Source organism: Sutterella sp., from assembly GCF_052272535.1.
Lineage (GTDB): Bacteria > Pseudomonadota > Gammaproteobacteria > Burkholderiales > Burkholderiaceae_F > Sutterella.
On record NZ_DAVZJY010000265.1, the window covers coordinates 1 to 2,872 of the forward strand.

Sequence of the window (2,872 nt, forward strand, 5' to 3'; positions counted from 1 at the left end):
CGCCCTTCGAAAAGCGCCGGGAAGGTTTGGAGCCCGCGGCCCGGGGCCGGTACCGAAAGGAGTTTTTCCCATGTTCTCGATTCTCGACGTCCGCTCCCTCATCGCCCAGCGTCCGGGGGTGTCTCTGCGCGACCTCGCCCTCCACTTCAAGGTCTCTCCGGGCATGATGGAGATGATGCTCGACAAGCTCATCAGCCGCGGCGACGTGGAGTGCTTTGTCGCGGCCTCCTGCTGCGGCGGCGAATGCGGCTGCGACGGCGGTCATCACAAGTCCTACAAGCTCACGCTCAAGGGCCGTCAGGCCCTGGAGGCCGCGCAGGCCTAGTTTTCCCGTAGAAACAATTTGTTGCATCTTCCTGCTTGCACAATTCGGGTTTCTACTCTATAGTTCATCCTCGTTGTGGTTCTGGTGGTACTTTCGTTTCCGAAGAGAATCTGCCGAATCGAGCCGCTGAAGGGAGTCCTTGCGGGAGCGTTTGAATGCGTTCTCGAGCTTCAAGCAAGCTTCTCCTAGGAAAGCCGCCGGCCACAAATGACCGAAGGGTGTGATCGTTCGTAGATCGCGCCCTTTTTGTTTCTCTGCACTGCGCATTTCCTCCGACCATGATCGCCAAACATGTCCTTGCGCTCTCGCTCGGCACCCTCGCGCTCGGCATCGCCGAATTCTCTATGATGTCGATCCTGCTGCCGACGGCGGGGGATCTCGGCGTGTCGGTGCCGGAGGCCGGACACTTCATCGCGGCCTACGCCGCGGGCGTTTGCGCGGGCGTGGTGCTGATGACGCTCTTCGGGCGGAGCGTGCCCTTGAAGCGCCTCCTCCTCATCCTCTGCGCCGTCATCGTGCTCGGGAACGCCGTCACGGTGTTCGCGCCCAACTACGGCTTCATGATCGCGTCGCGCTTCATTTCGGGGCTCCCGCACGGCGCCTTCTTCGGCGTGGGGTCGATCGTCTGCGCGGAGCTCTCGCGCCCGGGCGAAACCTCGCGCGACGTGTGCCTGATGGTCGCGGGCATGACGATCGCGAACCTCGCGGGCGTGCCGCTCGCGAGCTTCCTCGCCTGGGCGGTGAGTTGGCGCGCGGCCTTCGTGATCGCGGCGGGAGCGGGCTTGGCGACCCTGCTCGCCGTGAAGTGCTGGGTGCCGGCCCTGCCCGCGCTTCCCAACAAGGGGTTCGCGGCGCAGTTCCGCTTCCTCGGCGCCTTCGAGCCCTGGCTCGTGCTTTTCGCGATCGGGCTCGGCAACGGCGGGTTCTTCGCCTACTACTCCTACGTCAACCCCGTGATCGAGCACGTCGCGGGCATCCCGGCCTCGCTCATGTGGGTCGTGATCACGCTCGCAGGCGCGGGCATGGTGGGCGGCAACCTCTTCTGCGCGAAGATCGCACCCAACTACTCCAACCCGGCGCTCGCCGCCTTCGGACAGGGCGTGCTCTTCATCGCGCTCGTCGCGCTCTTCTTCCTCGCGCACTGGGCGTCCGCGGCGGTGTTCCTCACCACGCTCGTCGCCGCCTGCGCGTTCTTCGTCTCGGGCCCGCAGCAGGTGATGATGATCGAGAACGCCAAGGAGGGCCGCATCCTCGCGGCCGCGCTCTGCCAGTGCTCCTTCAACGCCGGAAACGCCTTGGGCGCCTGGCTCGGCGGGCTCCCGATCGCGGCGGGAAAGTCCGCCGAATGGTCCGCGATGCCGGGCATCTTCCTCGCGCTCGCGGGCTTCGGACTTCTCTTCGCAAAGTGGATGATCCACACGACGCGCACCCGTGAGCGGCTCGAAGGCCGCATTGCCGCCCTGAAGGACCAGGTCGAGGACCAGAAGGCCGAGCTCGGGCGCCGCTGAGAAGCGGTCCAGAGCTCCCGGGCTGAGCCGTCCGTGCGCCGCGCACGGCGCGCCGGCCTTCAATCCGCACTGCTCCCGGCGCACGACCCGCACGACTGGCAGCCGCCGCAGCCCTCCCGCTTCACGGGCGTGTAGTCGATCGTCGAGGGCTCGTCGGTCGCCTCGAGCTTCATGATCACGGGCCGCAGCCCATCGTTGCAGGAGACGACGGCCACACCCGGCCGGCGGATCCAATCGCCGTAGTAGAAGAGCCCTTCGCCCGCGCCGTGGGCGAGCGCGAAGACGTACTGGTAGACCGCCTTCCAGGCCTCGTCGCACAAGCCCGCGGGCTTGGCGTAGTCGGCAAGAAACACATCGCCCTCGCGCATCATCGGACAGGGTCCGAGCCCGGGCGCGCCGTACTCGCGCGCGAGCTCGGCGTCAAAGGTAGTCTTCAGAACCGTTATTCTCACCTTCTTCATTTTGGAATCTCCTTCTCCTCTGGGAGGGTCACATGCTTGAACCGCGCTACCTCTTCACGCAGGACTTCTCGACGCTGCGCGCCGGGCTCCTTGCGCTGCCGCACCGCGTGCGGCGCTTCGCGCGGGGCGAATTTCTCTGGGCGCCGGGCGAACCCTTCGAGCGGGTCCACTTCTTCGAGTCGGGCCTCGCGCGCACGAGCGTTCTCGGGCGCACGGGCGAGGCGGCCCGCGTGATCGCCTGGGCGGGTCCGGGCACGATGTTTCCGGTCGTGCACGGCAACCGCTTCGAGATCGAATCGCGGATCGTGACGGAGGCGGTTTCGCCCGTCGTCACGCTCGAATTCCCGGCCGACGCACTCGAGGAGCACCTCGGCGCCTCACCCGAATTCGCCGCGGCGACGATCGACTGGTACGCGAAGTTCGTGAACCTTCTGCTCTTCTCCGCCGCGGACGTCGCGCGGGCGCCGGCGCTCCCCGCACTCGCCTCGACGCTGCTGCTGCTCTTTCGCAATGAGGCCGGTGCGGCGCTCGCCCGCGGCGACGCGCTTGAGACGACGCAGCCCGAACTCGCGCGCCTG

Annotated in this window: 4 protein-coding genes; 3 read left to right on the top strand and 1 reads right to left on the bottom strand. The window is 66.8% G+C overall.

The features are described 5' to 3' along the window. Positions 1–70 precede the first annotated feature (70 nt). Together ACT6Y9_RS10060 and ACT6Y9_RS10065 are read left to right on the top strand one after the other, a co-directional pair. The gene (locus tag ACT6Y9_RS10060; RefSeq protein WP_295479329.1) at positions 71–325 is read left to right on the top strand and encodes a FeoC-like transcriptional regulator; all 255 of its coding nucleotides are present in this window, start codon (positions 71–73) and stop codon (positions 323–325) included. 278 nt (positions 326–603) lie between these two features. After that, the gene (locus tag ACT6Y9_RS10065; RefSeq protein ID WP_443744431.1) at positions 604–1,833 is read left to right on the top strand and encodes an MFS transporter; all 1,230 of its coding nucleotides are present in this window, start codon (positions 604–606) and stop codon (positions 1,831–1,833) included. Positions 1,834–1,892: 59 nt separating this feature from the next. On the opposite strand, the gene ACT6Y9_RS10070 is transcribed toward ACT6Y9_RS10065, so the two are convergent. Continuing rightward, the gene (locus ACT6Y9_RS10070; protein ID WP_443744432.1) at positions 1,893–2,294 is read right to left on the bottom strand and encodes a TIGR04076 family protein; all 402 of its coding nucleotides are present in this window, start codon (positions 2,292–2,294) and stop codon (positions 1,893–1,895) included. A 32-nt stretch (positions 2,295–2,326) separates the two neighbouring features. On the opposite strand from ACT6Y9_RS10070, the gene ACT6Y9_RS10075 reads away from it, so the two are divergent. Then, the coding region (locus ACT6Y9_RS10075; RefSeq protein ID WP_443744433.1) for a Crp/Fnr family transcriptional regulator at positions 2,327–2,872 on the top strand (546 nt) is incomplete at its 3' end.